Annotated in this window: 13 protein-coding genes; 5 read left to right on the forward strand and 8 right to left on the reverse strand. The window is 66.5% G+C overall.

The window, feature by feature from the left end; translation table 11 throughout:
• Positions 1–107 precede the first annotated feature (107 nt).
• Entirely contained in the window at positions 108–992 is an 885-nt protein-coding gene (locus IU448_RS19335) for an alpha/beta hydrolase family esterase (protein ID WP_195057075.1), read from the forward strand.
• A 171-nt stretch (positions 993–1,163) separates the two neighbouring features.
• Positions 1,164–6,629 (forward strand): carboxyl transferase domain-containing protein, encoded by a 5,466-nt coding sequence (locus IU448_RS19340; RefSeq protein ID WP_195057076.1) that lies wholly within the window; start codon positions 1,164–1,166, stop codon positions 6,627–6,629.
• Between the two features lie 178 nt (positions 6,630–6,807).
• Here IU448_RS19340 and IU448_RS19345 read toward each other — a convergent pair whose 3' ends face one another.
• A complete protein-coding gene (locus IU448_RS19345) occupies positions 6,808–7,362 on the reverse strand; it encodes a hypothetical protein (protein WP_195057077.1) in 555 nt (184 codons plus the stop codon).
• Positions 7,363–7,849: 487 nt separating this feature from the next.
• Here IU448_RS19345 and IU448_RS19350 point away from each other — a divergent pair, with 487 nt between their 5' ends.
• On the forward strand, positions 7,850–8,128 hold the full coding sequence (locus tag IU448_RS19350) for a hypothetical protein (protein ID WP_195057078.1): 279 nt from the start codon (positions 7,850–7,852) through the stop codon (positions 8,126–8,128).
• Positions 8,129–8,367: 239 nt separating this feature from the next.
• Here the strand turns inward: IU448_RS19350 and IU448_RS19355 are convergent, their stop codons facing one another.
• The 4 genes from IU448_RS19355 to IU448_RS19370 all read right to left on the reverse strand — a co-directional run bounded on the left by IU448_RS19355 (position 8,368) and on the right by IU448_RS19370 (position 11,074).
• The gene (locus tag IU448_RS19355) at positions 8,368–9,285 is read right to left on the reverse strand and encodes a hypothetical protein (RefSeq protein WP_195057079.1); all 918 of its coding nucleotides are present in this window, start codon (positions 9,283–9,285) and stop codon (positions 8,368–8,370) included.
• Positions 9,286–9,312: 27 nt separating this feature from the next.
• Positions 9,313–9,879 (reverse strand): hypothetical protein, encoded by a 567-nt coding sequence (locus IU448_RS19360; protein WP_195057080.1) that lies wholly within the window; start codon positions 9,877–9,879, stop codon positions 9,313–9,315.
• Between the two features lie 158 nt (positions 9,880–10,037).
• Positions 10,038–10,610, reverse strand: a complete 573-nt coding sequence (locus IU448_RS19365; protein ID WP_195057081.1) for a hypothetical protein — start codon at positions 10,608–10,610, stop codon at positions 10,038–10,040.
• Positions 10,611–10,789: 179 nt separating this feature from the next.
• On the reverse strand, positions 10,790–11,074 hold the full coding sequence (locus IU448_RS19370; protein WP_228813628.1) for a hypothetical protein: 285 nt from the start codon (positions 11,072–11,074) through the stop codon (positions 10,790–10,792).
• 485 nt (positions 11,075–11,559) lie between these two features.
• Between IU448_RS19370 and IU448_RS19375 the strand changes: the two genes are divergently transcribed.
• A complete protein-coding gene (locus IU448_RS19375) occupies positions 11,560–12,771 on the forward strand; it encodes a helix-turn-helix domain-containing protein (RefSeq protein ID WP_195057082.1) in 1,212 nt (403 codons plus the stop codon).
• 60 nt (positions 12,772–12,831) lie between these two features.
• Positions 12,832–13,617: a hypothetical protein gene (locus IU448_RS19380; RefSeq protein WP_195057083.1), complete on the forward strand. Its 786-nt coding sequence runs from the start codon at positions 12,832–12,834 to the stop codon at positions 13,615–13,617.
• A gap of 43 nt (positions 13,618–13,660) precedes the next feature.
• On the opposite strand, the gene IU448_RS19385 is transcribed toward IU448_RS19380, so the two are convergent.
• From IU448_RS19385 to IU448_RS19395, 3 genes are all read right to left on the reverse strand, one after another.
• Positions 13,661–14,266, reverse strand: coding sequence for a DUF2306 domain-containing protein (locus IU448_RS19385; protein WP_324188642.1), 606 nt, complete (start codon positions 14,264–14,266; stop codon positions 13,661–13,663).
• A 434-nt stretch (positions 14,267–14,700) separates the two neighbouring features.
• The gene (locus IU448_RS19390) at positions 14,701–15,501 is read right to left on the reverse strand and encodes an ABC transporter ATP-binding protein (protein WP_280457948.1); all 801 of its coding nucleotides are present in this window, start codon (positions 15,499–15,501) and stop codon (positions 14,701–14,703) included.
• A complete protein-coding gene (locus IU448_RS19395) occupies positions 15,498–16,517 on the reverse strand; it encodes a FecCD family ABC transporter permease (RefSeq protein ID WP_280457949.1) in 1,020 nt (339 codons plus the stop codon). The genes IU448_RS19390 and IU448_RS19395 overlap by 4 nt, the downstream gene beginning before the upstream one ends.
• Positions 16,518–16,568 lie beyond the last annotated feature (51 nt).

A 16,568-nucleotide genomic window follows, 5' to 3' on the forward strand; every position in this document is an offset into this window, starting at 1 on the left:
GTGCGACAGCAGTTTACATCCAGTTAATCGACCGATTCCGGTCCGGAAATCCCGCATTTCTGAGTAGTGTGCGGAGCGCAAGACTGATCGCACACAAGGAGTTCGGTGTGGCGTCCTCACTGAAGAAGAATCTGGCAGTACTGTTCGGCGCTTCCTGCACAGCCCTCTCACTCGCCCTGTCCGTAGCGGCTCCCGTCCACGCCGACGAAGAACCAGGGGGTGCGGCCGTCGCCTGCTCGACAACGCCGACCGGAAACACCAGCCGGCGGGTCGACAATTTCGACGGCCGGTACTACCGCGTCTACGTGCCCGCCGGGATACCCGCCGCCGGGGCGCCACTGGTGGTCGCCATCCATGGCGGTCTGGGCAGTCCCGAGGGGATCGAGGCCCAATCGGGCTGGAACGCGGTCGCCCGGCAACAGAAGGCAATCGTGGTCTATCCGCGCGGCAGCAAACCGGAGGGCTCGGGCTGGGGCTGGGATGCCGGCGCGGGCGCCTATGACAACACCCATATCAAAAAAGTCGTCGCGGACGTCCGCACGAAGTACTGCGTGAATCCGAATCGCATCCATCTCTCCGGCCACTCCAACGGCGGGCAGATGGCGTCCCGGGTGGCCTGCGAGGACCCGGCGCCGAATCCGGGCATCTTCGCCTCCGGTGCGGTGTACGCACCCGCTCCCCCGCCCACGGGCTGCAATCCGGCACGCGCGATCTCCTGGGGCGTTTTCGCCTCGGCAGCAGACCTCACCGTCCCCGAACCCATCGCCTACAGCCATGTCATGTACTGGAGCTGGGAAAACCGTCCCTGCCAGAACGAGCAGGCGGACGGCGGCACCGACGTCAAGGACTCCAGGCGCTGGGACTGCGCCTCCGGTACCCGGGTCCTGTGGCGGGTCTACAACGACGGCGGCCACAACTGGCCGCCGGAGCCGCGGCGCACCGAAATCCTCAACCGGATGTGGACGCTGTTCCAGGCCCATCCCCGCCCCTGACGCCACCGATCGGCCGCGTCCGACGGGCGCGGCCGGACCGACTCCGCAAAAATACGTGCCAGTAGCCCCCACACGCTGTGCATTTTCGCGCAGTGAGGAGGCAGACTGGCCCAAACGTAACCCGCAACCCCGCCCGACCGGGCTCGTGCTTGCGCAGGAAGGAGTCGGCGAGTGTTCAACCGCATCGCCATCGTTAACCGTGGAGAGTCCGCCATGCGGCTCATCCACGCCGCCCGGGATCTGTCCGCCGAAACCGGGCAACCCATCGAAACGATCGCCCTGTACACCGACGTCGACCGGAACGCGACGTTCGTACGGGAAGCCGATGTGACCTATGACCTCGGCCCGGCATCCGCACGCCCGTACCTGGACCTGAAGGTCCTGCGCAACGCACTGCTGGCGACGAAGGCGGACGCCGCCTGGGTCGGCTGGGGCTTCGTCGCCGAGGATCCGGCGTTCGCGGAACTGTGCGAAGAGATCGGCGTGACCTTCGTCGGCCCCAGCCCGGAGGCCATGCGCAAACTCGGCGACAAGATCGGCGCGAAGCTGATCGCCGAGGAGGTCGGCGTACCGGTGGCGCCGTGGAGCCGCGGCGCGGTCGAATCGCTCGACGATGCGCTGGCCGCCGCGAGCGATATCGGTTACCCGCTGATGTTGAAGGCGACAGCCGGCGGCGGCGGCCGCGGTATCCGGGTGATCACGAACGAATCCGAACTCGCCGACGCCTACGAACGCACCCGGCAGGAGGCCGTGCGTGCGTTCGGCAGCGGCGTGGTGTTCCTGGAACGGCTGGTCACCGGCGCCCGCCACGTCGAGGTCCAGGTGATCGCGGACGGTCAGGGCACCGCGTGGGCACTCGGTGTGCGCGACTGCTCGGTACAGCGGCGCAACCAGAAGATCATCGAGGAATCGGCTTCGCCGGTGCTGAGCCCGGAGCAGGCGGCCGAACTGAAGGCCTCGGCCGAACGGCTCGCGATCGCGGTCGGCTATCGCGGCGCGGCGACCGTCGAATTCCTCTACCACCCCGGTGAGCAGCTGTTCGCGTTCCTGGAGGTCAATACCCGGCTGCAGGTCGAGCACCCCATCACCGAGTACACCACCGGTGTCGATCTGGTCCGGGCGCAGCTGCATGTCGCCTCCGGCGGCAAGCTCGAGGGTGAGCCGCCGGCCGAACGCGGCCACGCCATCGAGGCGCGGCTCAACGCCGAGGATCCCGACCGTGATTTCGCGCCCGCCCCCGGGCGTATCGCGCACCTGGACCTGCCCGCCGGCCCCGGTATCCGCGTCGATACCGGCGTCAGCGAGGGCGATACCATCCCGGCCGATTTCGATTCGATGATCGCCAAGATCATCGCCTACGGCAGCAACCGTGAGCAGGCGCTGGGCCGGCTGCGCCGCGCGGTCGCGCAGACCCGGGTGATCATCGAGGGCGGCGCCACCAACAAGAGCTTCGTCCTCGACCTGCTGGACCAGCCCGAGGTGATCGACGCCAGCGCCGATACCGGCTGGATCGACCGGGTACGCGGCGAAGGCCGGCTGGTCTCGCAACGGCACTCCAGCGCCGCCCTGGCCGCCGCCGCCATCGACGCCTACGAAGAAGAAGAGCAGGTCGAACAGCATCGGCTGCTGTCCACCGCCGCCGGTGGCCGCCCCCAGGTCCAGCACGACAGCGGACGGCCGCTCGACCTGAAGTTGCGCGGCGCGAGCTACCGGGTGCGGGTCGCCCGGATCGGTGCGCACCGGTTCCGGGTCGGGATCGAGGCGGGCGCCGACAGCCGCACCGCCGATGTCGACCTCGAACGTTTCGACCGGCACACCGGGCAGATCGTGGTCAACGGTGTGCGGTATCGCCTGATCACCGGCACGCACGGTCCGGTCCACCTGGTCGATATCGACGGCGTGACCCACCGCATCAGCCGCGACGAAGGCGGTGTCGTCCGTTCGCCCGCCCCGGCGCTGGTGGTCGCGACCCCGCTGGAGGCCGGTGCCGAGGTCGAGGCCGGCGCCCCGGTGCTGGTGCTGGAAAGCATGAAGATGGAGACGGTGCTGCGAGCGCCGTTCCGGGGCCGGGTGAAGGAGATCGGTGTCTCCGTCGGCACCCAGGTGGAGACGGGTGCGCCGCTGCTGCGCCTGGAACCGCTCGCCGACGACGACGCGGCCGGGGAAACCTCGGCCACCGTATCGGTCGAGCTGGATCTGCCCGCCGAATCCGGCCAGGTCCTGCCACACGAGCGGATGTCCCGCGGCCGCCAGGACCTGCGCAGCCTGCTGCTGGGCTTCGATGTCGACCCGCACGACGACCGCCGGGTCCTCGACGACTACCTCGCCGCGCGCCGGGCGGCCGTCGCGGACAATCACCGGCCGCTGGCCGAGGAACTCGACCTGATGCAGGTGTTCGCCGACCTGGCCGAACTCAGCCACAACCGGTCGTTCGACGACGACGGCGGCGGCCGCAGCCATGTGCACAGTGCCCGCGAATACTTCCACACCTATCTGCAGAGCCTCGATGTCGAGCGGGCCGGGCTGCCGGAGTCGTATCGGGCGAAGCTCGCCGCGGCGCTCGGGCACTACGGTGTCACCGAACTGGATCGCACCCCGGATCTCGAGGCCGCGGTCTTCCGGATCTTCCTCGCCCAGCAGCGGCCCGCCGATACCGTCGAGGTGATCTCGACGCTGCTGCGTGAATGGCTGAACGAGCCGATGCCCGACCGGGCGCTGCGGGAGCCCGTCGGCCTCGCCCTGGAACGCCTCGTCGCGGCGACCCAGGTGCGTTTCCCGGTGATCGCCGACCTCACCCGCGGTCTGGTGTTCGCCTGGTACGGCCAGCCGGTGCTGCGCCGCAACCGCGCCCGCGTCTACACCGACACCCGCAAGAACCTCAGCTACCTCGACGCCAACCCGGACGCCGCCGACCGCAGCGAACGGATCGCGCAGATGGTGAGCGCCACCGAACCGCTGGTGCGGTTGCTGGGCCAGCGGCTTTCGCGGGGTTCCGCGGACAACACGGCGATGCTGGAGGTGCTGACCCGCCGCTACTACGGCAACAAGGACCTCACCGATGTCCGCACCCGGCAGGCCGGCGGTTGCACCTTCGTCGTCGCCGAACGCAAGGGCGTGAACCTGGTCTCGGCCGCGGTGAGCTTCGATTCCCTCGCCGAGACCGTGCGCGGGCTGGCCGAACTGGGCACCGGAACCGCATCCATCGAGGCGGATATCTACCTGTCCTGGGAGAATCAGCCCGAGGATTTCGAGACTATGGCGGCCGCGCTGCACGAGGTGCTGAATGCGCAGCCGCTGCCCAATTCGGTCCATCGGATCACCGCCACCGTCGCCGGCAGCGATAACGCGGTCATGCACTATCACTTCACCTTCCGCCCGTCGGCCACCGGCCTGGACGAGGAACACCTCATCCGCGGCCTGCACCCGTATATCGCGCAGCGGATGCAGATGAAGCGGCTGCACAAATTCGATCTCACCCAGCTGCCGTCCTCGGACAACGAGGAGGTGTACCTGTTCCGGTGTGTGGCCAAGGAGAATCCGGCCGACGAACGTCTCGTCGCGTTCGCCCAGGTCCGCGACCTGACCGCGCTGCGCGATCACGACGGCCGGCTGGTCACCCTGCCGACCGCCGAGAGCACCATCGCCACCTGCCTCGATTCGATCCGACGAGCGCAGGCCGGGCGGCCGGCGGCCAAACGGCTGCAGACCAACCGCATCGTCATGTACATCTGGCCCACGATCGACGTCACCCGCGGCGAGCTGGAGAAAATCGTCGAGCGGGTGCGCCCGACCACGGTCGGCGCCGGGCTGGAGGAGATCCTGCTCATCGCCCGCCAGCCCGATCCGAGAACCGGGGCCCTGGTCAAACTGGCGTTGCGGATCACCTTCGACGCGATCGGCGGCACCCAGGTCGTCGTCGGTGAGCGGTCCGACGAACCGGTGGAGCCGCTGGACGAATACCGCCAGAAGGTGCTGCGGGCGGCCGGGCGCAATGCCGTGTACCCGTACGAATTGACCGATCAGCTCGGCGATTTCACCGAATACGATCTCGACGCCGAGCACGCGCTGGTGCCGGTCGACCGGCCGAAGGGCCGCAACACCGCGGCGATCGTCGCCGGTGTGGTGACCACCCCGACCGACCGGTACCCGGAAGGCATCACCCGCGTGGTGCTGCTCGGCGATCCCACGAAATCGCTGGGCGCGCTGTCGGAACCGGAATGCCGCCGGATCATCGGCGCGCTCGATCTGGCCGACCGGATGCAGGTCCCGTTGGAGTGGTACGCGCTGTCCTCCGGTGCCCGGATCTCGATGACCTCCGGCACCGAGAACATGGACTGGGTGGCCGCGGCGCTCAAACGTATCGTCGAGTTCACCCAGGCCGGCCGCGAGATCAATATCGTGGTCGCGGGGATCAATGTCGGCGCCCAGCCGTACTGGAACGCCGAAGCCACCATGCTCATGCACACCAAGGGCATCCTGGTGATGACCCCGGATTCGGCCATGGTGCTCACCGGTAAACAGTCGCTGGACTTCTCCGGCGGCGTATCGGCCGAGGACAACTTCGGTATCGGCGGCTATGACCGCGTGATGGGCCCGAATGGCCAGGCCCAGTACTGGGCGCCGAACCTCACCGCCGCCCGCGGTGTCCTGATGTCGCATTACGATCACACCTACGTGGCGCCCGGCGAGCAGTCCCCGCGGCGGGCCACCACCACCGACCCGGTGGATCGCGATATCTCCGACTTCCCGCATGTGCTGGCGGACAGCGGTTTCACCACCGTCGGCGAAATCTTCTCCCCCACCGCCAACCCGGACCGCAAGAAGCCGTTCGATATCCGGACCGTTATGCGGGCACTGTCCGACCAGGACCACGATGTGCTCGAACGCTGGGCCGGCATGGCCGACGCCGAAACCGCCGTCGTCCAGGACGTCCACCTGGGCGGTATCCCGGTCTGCCTGCTGGGTATCGAATCCCAGAGCATCCCGCGGCGCGGTTTCCCGGCGACCGACGGCCCCGACACCTACACCGCGGGCACCCTGTTCCCGCAGTCGTCGAAGAAGGCCGCGCGGGCGATCAACGCGGCCAGCGGCAACCGCCCGCTGGTGGTCCTGGCGAACCTGTCCGGGTTCGACGGTTCCCCGGAATCGATGCGCAAACTGCAACTCGAGTACGGCGCCGAAATCGGCCGCGCCATCGTCAATTTCGACGGGCCGATCGTGTTCTGCGTGATCTCCCGCTACCACGGTGGCGCGTTCGTGGTGTTCTCGAAGGCCCTGAACCCGAATATGACGGTCCTGGCCATCGAAGGCTCCTTCGCCTCGGTCCTCGGCGGCGCCCCCGCCGCGGCTGTCGTATTCGCGGGCGAGGTCGGCAAACGCACCGCCACCGACGCCCGGGTCCGCGACCTGGAACAGCGCGCGGCGAACGCGGGCGGCACCGAACGCGCCGCTCTCACCGCCGAACTCGACGAACTGCGCTCCTCGGTCCGCGCCGAGAAACTGGGCGAGGTCGCCGCGGAATTCGACGGTGTGCACAGCATCCAGCGCGCCGTAGAGGTCGGCTCGGTGGACGCCATCATCCGCGCCGCCGAACTCCGCCCCCGCATCATCGAAGCCATCGAAGCCCGGCTCCGGTGATCTGATCGCGCGGTGCACCCGGTAGGCCGGGTGCACCGCCCGAAGTCCTGCCGATGCCCTCGCCGACCCCGAGTCGGCGAGGGCATCGTCGGTTATGGAGGTGTGAACGCCACACGCCTGCGCTCCGCACCATAGGGTGCCGCAGCCCGGTTCGGGCGGTACCGCCCGGCAGGTTCGATTACCGAGGCGGCAGGATCCCCTGGCCGTTCATCACCAGGCCGCCGTTGACGATGGCACCGATGAGACAACCGGGCAGGGCACCCAAGACCAGGAAGATGAGACCGACGAGGGCACCGATCCCGCAGCCGATAGCAGCACCCAGGATGATCGTGTCGTTACTGGCGATATCCTTCAGCGGCGCAGCCGGCACCGGCGCACCGTTTGCGGCAGCCGCGGGACGGTCGATGGTCAGGGCGGTTCCGGCCGCGTTCACCTGCGCATCGAGACGGACTTCCCGGCCCGCGACCTGGTACACCAGCGGCACCTCTTCCAGCACTTCGCCGTCGGCCGCGACGACCTCGACCGAATCCGCGGTGACCTCGAAATTACCCGATGTCAGCGTGGTGGTCGCGCTGGAGCGGTCAGGCGACCACGCCATCGAATACCCCACATTCCCGTCCACTTTCCCGGCCACCGGATGCGCCATGGTCGCCTCACCGTGTGCCGTACCGGCCATCACGCCGACGGCCGCAGTGGAAAGCAACGCCGTTGCAGCGATTTTGGCGAATTTCATTGTGTTTTTCCCTATCTGTGTTCGATGTGCGGATCGATCGTGTGGATGATCGCATATCCGGAAGGTTTCATTACTGAAAGCCCTTTCGTCGCTTCGTGTTTTGCGTATTCGAGACATTCACGGATGTACCGGAACAGACCTGTAGTCCATATCGTTCTCGAACTCCCGCCGGACAATGCCGCCGTTCCGACTTGTCAGCACTGGGAACACAGTTGCGGTCTCGTCGCACCGATGGCCGTCCGGGGTTGAGCCCCCTCGGATCACTTCCGAAGAGTTCCTGAACGCCGAACCGGACGCCCTCAGCGGCACATTCGGCGACGTCGGGATCGTGGACGGCCTCGTGGTGCGCTGCCAATTCCTGTCCGTAAAGACAAACCTCAGCGACGAACAGCTCGGCCGGCTGCTCTCATGTATGGGATTTCGCCTCGAGGTCGTACGCTGACCGCTACTCCCCGAACTGACCCGCTCCGAGCGTAGATCCTGGCAATTGCACCGTGGACTCGCGACCCATCTCACCCGGCCGGCTCTCGAATCCCGGCGGCCACGGATCGACCGCAATATTCAGCAGCTCCGAAACGGAGTGACCGGCCAACCCCATCTACGTAACCTCGATCGCTGGACTTCGCTCCTCGAAGAACGCGACCTACCCGGACTTCATCGAGTACTTACCGGATTGGACCGCGACTCGATCGAAATGCGCGAAGTCTCCCCCCTGAAGGGACTGCTACCACACGACGAGCGCGCCGAACTGCTGGCCTCGTCGTAAACGCGCGTACTGCCGGATATGTCGCTGCGTAGATAGCCGATCGCAATCGGTGTGCCGAGCTCGAGCGCCGTCAAAGCCATCGCCTTACCCTCCATGGTAATTCGCATGGGTCACTGTGAGGTCGTTCGATGCCGGGGACTGCGGCCGTGCGAGCGGATCCGGTTCTGCCCCGGCATCGAACGCCGTAATCAGACCCCCGCGTTGGCGCTGTGGGCTGTAGTGGCATGCGGGGGTGGCACTCAGCGTTCGCGCCCGAGGCCCCGTTCCCTGCTGTTGCGTTCTCGCACCCGGTTGCTGCGGTGTTGGACGTGCGGGTGATGGTTCGGGCTCTGGACGCCCGGCGTCGGTTGCGATAGGGCGAGCACGTCGGCCACCTCGCGGGTACTCATCGCGCGGCGCTCGCCGCGGGCGGCTGCCTCGCGTGCGGCGGCTGCCAGCCGTTCGGCGGCCTCGCGTTGTTCTTTCGCCTTGCGTTCGATCTCCACTTGTGCGAGCGCGCGGCAAGTCGCTTCTCGGATGCGCTCGTCTTCGCGTGCCCGTTCTTCGCGTCCCTGCCGGCGCTCGCGCTCGTCACGTTCGACAGCGCGCTGGGCGGCGTCCCGTATGCGTGCAGTGTCCCGGGCGCGTTGGGCCCTTTCCCGCGCCCGTTGCACCGACCGCAGTGCATCGCCGTCGACCAGTTCGAGCTGGTTACGCTCGCGCTCGAGATTGCGGCCGAGGGTGCGGGCCTGCCGCGCTCGAGCGGGGGTGACTTCCTCGATACGGAACCGCCCGGGAAAGTCGTGGGCCAGGGCCTCGAGTTCTTTGCGGACGGTGGAGCTGACCGCGCCTTGAACGAGTACCCATGTGCCGCGTGCGTTCACGTCGCGCGTAAGGATTTCGCGATCTTTGGCGAGCTGGTCCGCGGTGCGCTCGCCGCCGACCCGATTGCCGCCCTTGTACTCGGTGAAATCGCGGCCTCCGCGTTCATTGACGCGGGCGGTGTCGTGTCTGCGCTCGACACCTCGGCACAGTTCGACGGTTACCTCGTGGCGCCAGCCGTTCTTGCCCGTCTCGCCACGTAGTTGCGCCATTCCGCGGTGGAAATGGCGGCCGCGCTCGTTGTGCTTTCGCCCCCGCGCGGATCGGCGCCGGTGCTGTTCATCGTCGCTGGGCATCCCCCACACCCCCGGCCACTCACGAACTCATCCGAGTGTTCGGCGCAGATCGTTGGCCTCGTGCGGTAACCCGTGCGCCTCGGCATAGTCAGCGTCGCGCTGGTACCACTTGTCGGTGACGACCGAGAAATCCTGTTCTTCGACCGCGGTGCACAACAGGTCGACCGGGAAATCGGCGGTGGACGAAAGCCAGTCGTAGACCACCGATGGCCCGTACTCGTAGAGCGTCCCGCCGACGCTGGGAACGTTGGCCCAGCGGCCGCCACAGCGTTCGACGAAGTAAGCCCCGATGTAGCAGACCCACTGGTCGGCGATATCGGCCTTGTCGAACAACGTGTCCTCGTCGGGAAAGAAGAAATCGAACACCTGCGCGAGCCAATGCAGGGTCAGGTCGTCGCTGTATCGATCGTCGACCTGCGGCATGGCCGGGACGGGATCGCCGGCATAGGTTTTCCAGCCGCCGGGGCCGGTCGGAACGGTGGGTAACGTCTCGGTGAACAGGCGATCGACCTGTTCGGCGATTCGGGCCGGGCGTGCGAACAGCTGCCAGTCCGAGCCTTGTTGGGCGGCCTCGTCGAACCACACGTTATCCATAGTGAGCCCTTCCCCTGCTGTTCGATCCGGTGTCGCGGTAGAACGCTACGGTGCCGCTGCTGATCGTGGCAACGACGGTCCCTGGGATCTCGCCATCGCGGAGTTTTCCGGGGACGTACCTTTCTTCGTATTGCTGCCGCTCTGCAGGCGTCAGCGCATCAGGTTTGTCCCAGCGGTCTCACCGCACCCTTATAAGTCATTTCCATCGGTCTCGGCCACCAACGCTCGAGGTAGAGCCGCCAGTACTCATCGACGGAAGGACGCCCGAACCCAACCCATCGCGTGTGCTCCTCGAGCATGTTGTTCAGCACCCACACCAGCTCAGACGGCAGCTGCGGGTCGGCAGCGAAGGCACTACCGATCTGTTCACACGGATCGAACGAATACTCGGAGAACGGGAACAACAACTGCGGGCGAATCGCCGCGCCCTCGGACATACGGCCGGCGTTCACCCAACGAGCTTCGGTGGCGCGCCGGTGCACTTCACCGATGTAGCGGGTAAACCGGTCGGCCATCTCGGCGTTGACGGGATCCGCAATAGCTTGCCCCCTACCGAACCGGTCCCGGATCGCCTGCTCACACAGTGCCTGCCCTTCCGCAGTGTAAGAATCGTCGAGCTTGCCAATCTCGGGCGCGTCCTCGGCGAGGAAACGGTTCAGCTCGCTGTCCATGACCTCGAGCCACGCCAGGTATTCCGGGTCCTGCTGGGCACGCTCGAATTCAGTGTTCATCTCAGGTGTCCTCTGTCCGCTTTTGCCGGTGACCAGATGATTCGTCCATGCCGGTTACCCGACCGGCAGAGCAGCACATACCGTGACCTCCACTTACGGACGATCAGTCGGCAGGCACAGCGCGATCGTGAGGCCGATCAGCGAAAGCACCAATATCAGAAGTGCGGTGTCGGCCGACATCAAATCAGTGCCGATTCGAAACTCCCGCTGGGCCAGCAGTACCCGCGCGGATAGAGCTGCATCGGCGTGATCAAGGCAGCGTTCTCGGTGATGAAGTGACGTAGGTCCTCGGCATGTTCGAAACTCGGCACCACCACCGCTTCCGCGCCGGCCTCGGCCGCATGCCTGGCCAGCGCAAAGATGGCCAGCCGGGCGACGGTGTCGACCTTGACCGTGTGAACCAGCCGGTACCCGTGCCTTTCGGCAAGTTCGTACAGGTCGACACCGCGCGTGGAGATGTCCATTCGGATCAGCGCGACCGCTGCAGGCCGGAGTTTCCGGTCAGGCACGGCGGTCCTCGGCGGTGTCCGCCCACCTCCGGATCACCTGTAGCAGGTGTTCCAGCTGGACGAGCGTCGCCGGAGGGGTCCAGCCGGCTCCGGCGGGGATACCGGTCGCGCCTCGGTCTCTGGTTGGCAGTTCCCTGTTCATGGCACTCCCTCATCCTCGGTCCGATGGTTGGTGGCACCCGGCGCCAGGGCTTTCGCCACCGGCTTCCCGCCACCTGCAGGGGCTGGTGCGCCGTCCTGGAAACAGCGTCACCTGGCACCGGGCGTCGGAGTGACCGTAGGGCCTGCTTTCGGCCACAGGAGGGCCGAAAGCAGCGCCCTTTTTGGGATATAAGAAACTCACATATTGTCCGTTGCTGGTCGGTAAGCCTTTGCTGGACAATGGGGCTGGTCATCCGGCAATCCATGCAGAAGCGGGCTCCGGGAGCGGGGAGAACAGAATGCATATGACGACCGGCGAGGTCATCCGACGTATCCGACGGTCGATCGGCATGACCCAGGCGGAGCTGGGTGCCGTCCTCGGGTATACCCAGCCCGCCATTTCTCAGCTGGAGCGGGACGGTTCCGGTGTCCACGATGTGCGTGTGCTGCGCCGTGTAGCCCGCGCACTACACATTCCACTTGCCATACTGGTGGTGGAGGATGAAGAGGAGGCGGACGTGAAACGACGCGAATTCTTCAGAGCGGGCACGGCGGCCATCACTGTCGGCGCTATGTCGATCCCCGCCGATCCGGCGCCACCCCCAGCCGTCAAGGTTGGCGCCCCTGACCTCGCGGCCATCAATGAGAGCATTCAGCAGCTTCACAACCTCGACCTAGTGATCGGCGGAGACCGGCTACGAGGGTTGGCCACCGGCCAGGTTCGTTATGCTCAGCAGCTCCTGAATGTCGGTACCTACAGCGATGCGGTCGGTCGCGAGCTTGCCGGTGCAACCGCTGAAATGATGACCGCGGCAGGCTGGGTGCACTACGACTCCGGGCATCCTGATGAAGCTGCGCGCTACTACACCGAGGCGGCGCAGACAGCGACAGCCGCGGACGATGGCATCGCAGCTGCTCACGCTCTCGGCAATGCCAGCCACCTGATGGTCAATCGGTTCGGCTCCCGCACCAACGGCGATCAGCGGGCCGTGCAGTATGCCCAAGCTGCCTCGCGCGCGGCATTGCGACGAGGCGGGCCGAAGCTGCGAGCGCTGATGGCGCTTCGGGAGGCCGAAGCCGCCGGCGCCAGGGGCGACCGATCCGAGATGGCTTACGCGATATCACGGGCATTCCGGGCGTACGAATCAAACCGGGGGTTCGATCCGGACTGGGTGTATCTGCCGAAGGCAGAAATGAGCGGGGTCTCCGGCAAAGCCCATATGCGACTCGGCGACCACGCTGCCGCCACCGCACACCTCATGGAAGCGATAGCCGAATCTGCGGCGTGGCCGCGGGAGCGGGCCTCATGGCAGTTACATCTCGCGCACAACTTCCTGCAGAGCGGAGACGTTGCCGCCGCATGCAATCAGCTTGTCGAAACGTTGCCAACCATCTTGGATCTTGCCTCCAGGCGGCTACAGGGGCGTCTCGGCGAACTCGCTACCTCGCTTCGGGCACATGCCAGAGTTCCCGAAGTTCAGGAGTTTCTTGGTCTTTGGACGGCTCGCTGAGTACCTCTTTCGCCCGATAGCGTTTCGACCGTCGGTATGACCTCCGATAGAAAGTAACTCATGAACAATCCGGTTACGCGGGCAGAGGAAGCGATTGGGCGACTGCGGGCCGTGGCGGCCGCCTCGGACGGTAAGGTTCGGCTGGGGCCAGGTACTCCGGACGATGTGATCGACACCTGGCCGGTCCCCGTCCCGTCCGATATCCGCCTGCTGGCACGTGAGATCGGCGCAATCTCGTTCGACGACCACGCTCCGGTCACCTTCGGGCATCCGGAGAACACAGAGACCAGGTGCTGCCGTGCCGGAGCCCCGGCAACCTGGTGGGCGCTACACGACAATGCCGCTGCGGAAACCTATTTCGCAGATATCGATTCCGAAACCGGTGCCTGGGGACCGGTTTTTTGTCACTGGGAAGACAACACCTGCACTCTCGTCGCGCCGTCGGTCAGCGACTGGTTCGCCGCGCTCGCCGAGGGGCTGGACCTGTCGTTGCGGGTTGCCGGCGGCGAACAGGTCGAGGATCTCGTTCTGGACCTGGACGATGACGATCGCTACGACCTGGACTTCGAAACAGTCTTCCGGGACTGGTGGACCAACACGGCCGAGATCCTTTTACCTCGCGACGAGTCGACAGCGACCACCCTCGACGCGCTGTCGGCCCGCCGTTGCTCGGACACCGAGTTGGCGGCCGCCGCGGCGACTCTTCCCGACGAAGCCCTCATCGCCGACCTCCGCGCCCCGCAATACCCCACATTCATCCCGTTCGACGCCTTGCCCGGCGGCAGTGCCCACTACCGTCGGTTCGGCGGCGGAACCTTCATCGCCGCCGTCCCCGCCGACTCCTGATCGGCACATCCACCACTGTTCCTCGACGCCGCCCGTGTCTTGATCAGGCGGTGGTGCGCGGCCGGTCGAGCCACCACTGCGCGATGAGCAGCGGTACCGTCCAGCCCAGCCACGCCACGGTCCCGCCGACCGCATGCCCGAACAGTTCCTCGTTGCCGCCGAACGTGGTGTCGAGCTGCGGCGCCAACGCCATAACGACCAGCACACCCCACACTCGATTGGTAATGATCGACAGGGTGAGTGCGAAGCTGCGGATCATCCACCGGCGATGGTCGGCGTAACGACGCTGCCGGGCTGTGCGGAAGCCCTGCAGCGTGCAGCCGAGCCAGATGACGGCCAGCAGCACATTACTCGCCATGGCGACCGGCCCGAACGGAGTTGTCGCCCCGAGGACCAGCGCAGCAGCGCCCGCGGGCAGCACACCTGCCAGAACGTAGATGCGCCCGGCGTAGCGGTGTACGGACGGATACTTCCGGCGAAACCACGGCCATACCTGAATACAGCAGGTGATCATGGCAATGGAACCGAAGAGCACGTGCGCAACCAGTAACGGGTAGTGCATCGCGACGCCGGGGCGCTGAACTCTCGACAGAGCCGGATCGAAGGTCAGATACCGGGGTAGCGAGACCGCGACGAACAACACTGCCACGGCCGCCAACGGGAGAATCCAGGGACGGCGCCACCAACGGGGACCGGTCGCCGGTTCCGGACGGTGTCGGCGCACTGCACCTATCGTGTTATCGGTGATCACGAAACGACAGTAGGAACGTCGGGCGCGGATACACATCACTCTCCGGAGCGGTCCATGGCGCCGTCATGCAATACCGCAGTTCCACCCTTGGCTATCCTGGCGGCCAACAGTGGCAGCCTCGATCAGCGATTGGTTCTCCGCAGTGCGCCGGTGAGTACCGACGCCGCCGGCGGCGAAACTCAGCGTGTACACCGCCCCGGCATCGCCCCTGCCCGCTGACAGTATTTATGGCGGCCGCCGCCCTGATCCCGTACAGCTAGTGCTTGCCTCGATCGACCGAAAGACTGCACCATCTGGTTGCCGGCTCGAGGCGGCGATGGCCCCGTTCGAGGTCATGTCCCCGTCGCGATCGAGCCCAGTGCAATGACATGTGGGCGACCATGGGTGGGTTCGGTGATCACCTGGGCGGTGAGGCCGAATACGTCGTGCAGTACCTCCGGGCGCACGACCTCTTCGGGCCGGCCCTGGGTGACGATGGCGCCGTCTTTCATCGCGACGAGATGGTCGCTGTAGCGGGCGGCCAGGGAGATGTCGTGGAGCACCATGACGATGGTGCGGTCGTGTTCGCGGTTCATTCGCACGATCAGTTCGAGCAGCTCCACTTGATGCGCCAGGTCCAGATAGGTCGTCGGCTCGTCCAGCAGCATGATGCCGGTTTCCTGGGCGAGCGTCATGGAGATCCAGGCGCGTTGGCGCTGGCCGCCGGAGAGTTCCTCGAGCCGGGTACCGGCGAGGTCGAGGATGCCGGTGCTGGTCAGCGCGTGCCGGAGCGTTTTCTCGTCCAGGACGGAGAACTGCTCGTACCACCGTTGCCGGGGATGGCGGCCGCGGGAAACGAGGTCGGCGACGGTGAGACCGGGTGGGGCAGCGGGTGATTGGGGCAGGATACTGATGCGCCGGGCAACCTGGCGGGTGGGTTGACTGCCGATGGGTGAGCCGTCGAGCAGTACACGGCCGGAACGGGGTGCGATCAGCCGGCCGAGACCGCGCAGCAGGGTCGATTTGCCGCAGCCGTTGGGGCCGATGATCGAGGTCACCGATCCGGTCGGGACCTCGAAGGTCATATCGGTGACGATATCGGCACCGCCGTAACCGAGGGTGAGGTTCTCCGTGCGCAGTACCGACTCCGTCACGTCAGTCTCCTCTGGTTCCGCAGGACGAGAAATATGAGGTACGGGCCGCCCAGTACGGCGGTGGCCACCCCCACCGGCAGGGATACCGTCAGCGCGTTCGCGGCGACCGTATCGGCGACCAGGACGAACACCATGCCCACCAGGCCGGACAGGAACAGCGGCGGGGCGGGCGAGCCGGTGAGCAGGCGCGCGATCTGCGGGCTCGCCAGTGCCACGAAGACGAGCGGGCCGGCGACGACGACACCGGCGGAGGCCAGCAGTGTCGCGAGCAGCAGCGCATACAGCCGGAGGCCACCGAGGCGTACGCCCAGGCCGATCGCCACATCGTCGTCCATGGTGAGCAGTACCAGCCGCTGCCCCAGCAGGAGCGCACCCGCGAGCAGGGCGAGTGCCAGCAGGCCCATCGGCCGGACCAGCAGCCAGTCTTTACCGTTGAGGGACCCGGACATCCAGGTCAGGGCCTGGGCCGCGTTGGTGACATCACCGAGTGTCAGCAGCCAGGTCGTCAGGCTCACAGCCAGGCCGTTGATACCGAGACCGACGAGTACGAGGCGATAGCTGTCGAGAGTCCCCGACGACGCGAGCAGGTACACCACTACCCCGGCCAGTACGCCGCCGGTGAACGCGGCAGCCGGTAATCCGGTTTCCGCGGCGATACCGCTCAAACCCGCCGCGCCACCACCGGCCAGCACCAGTACGGAGACAGCGCCGAGCGAGGCACCGGCGGTGACGCCGAGGATATCGGGGCTGGCGAGCGGGTTGCGGGCGACGGTCTGGGTCAACGCTCCGGCCATGGCCAGGCAGCCACCCGCGATGATCGCGCCGACGGTGCGGGGCGCCCGGAATTCGGTCACCGCGAGATGAACCCGGGTATTCGAATCATCGCCGAGCAGCGCCCGGACGACCTCGTCGAGCGGTAACGCGGAACCCCCGTTGGCCACATGTACGGCTGCGGCTGCCAGGACGAGCAGGAACAGCGAGACACCCACCGTCAGCGCGCGGGGTGCGATGCGCACGGAAATCCGCCTCCACCGCAGAACACGGGTGGGCGCGAGCAGATTCGGGGC

Source organism: Nocardia flavorosea (assembly GCF_015477805.1).
Classification (GTDB): domain Bacteria; phylum Actinomycetota; class Actinomycetes; order Mycobacteriales; family Mycobacteriaceae; genus Nocardia; species Nocardia flavorosea_A.